Below are 1,027 nucleotides of genomic sequence, written 5' to 3'. Positions count from 1 at the left end.
ATGTGTTTGAGGCGACTGACTACTATAAAACGCCTCGCGGACAGACTGAAGGCGGAGCCACGCGCATGTTGTTTTCTCATGCTCAGAAAACCCTAAGTTGGGATGCTTTTGCCTTCACTGAAACTTTATTAACTCAACCAGTGATGACCGTGATTGGTCAAAAAGTGGGAGCGTTTGGCGCTTATCGCGATGGTCAGGAGGTTTATGGTCGAGCTGTCGCATCAAAGGATCGCCAACTAGTTGATCTAGAAAACTGGTCTCACTATGAGTTGTATGATCATCCACAAGCAGTTGGCATGGCAATGGAGAAAGTCGCGCCCTTCTTGGATAAGCATTTGAAGTAATCTGAAATCAAGAGTGCCACCAAACCGGTCGCACTCTTTCTTCTCTGTTATTCCTATTTCTCAGTTAATAGCCATAGGTCAGTGACTATGTTTCGATGGACGCTCATCGTTCTATTTATATTGTTCGTATTTTTGATGGTGGTTGCTCTCGTCGTTACTCAAATCGAAAACTCGCAATACCGCAAGTACAAACAAAAGCAGCAACATCTGCAGCGCTCGATAACCGATGAGTCTAAAACCGCAATCGTCGTTTTCTCTCGCTCAGGAAATACCGCCACTCTGTCCGAACATATTGCCAACAAAACAAATGGGCATGTTTATGAAATTTTTGCCAAAAGCTACGCGCTCGGCATTCCAGGATGGATAAGTGCGTTGAAAGATGCCAGAAGTAATGTTGCAGAGATCGTCCCACAGCATATCGACCTCTCCTCTTACGATACGGTTTATCTCGGCTCTCCTATTTGGTTATACAGTCCAGCCCCACCTATTTGGCAATTTGTGAAAGACAACGATTTAACCAACAAACGGGTCATATTGTTTAACTCGTTCAATAGTAAATTTGAACAACACTTTATTGACGAATTTGCTGCATTAGTTCGAGCCAAAGGCGCAACAAGCTTCGAGCATCAATATGTAAAACGAGGAAGAATGGGAGACCAGAAATCGGAAGAGCGTCGTGTAGG

The 1,027-nt window shown here is 44.3% G+C and carries 1 protein-coding gene and 1 pseudogene; both read left to right on the top strand.

Annotated elements, in window-relative coordinates; translation table 11 throughout:
- A pseudogene (locus R7P72_RS26150) lies at window positions 1-344 on the top strand (alpha/beta hydrolase); the annotation flags it as partial.
- Window positions 345-431: 87 nt separating this feature from the next.
- On the top strand, window positions 432-1,027 hold a 596-nt coding region (locus R7P72_RS26145), incomplete at its 3' end, for a flavodoxin family protein (RefSeq protein ID WP_318111177.1).

It is taken from the genome of Vibrio sp. Vb0888, assembly GCF_033338835.1.
GTDB lineage: Bacteria > Pseudomonadota > Gammaproteobacteria > Enterobacterales > Vibrionaceae > Vibrio > Vibrio alginolyticus.
This window is presented reverse-complemented; position numbering and strand designations above follow the sequence as displayed.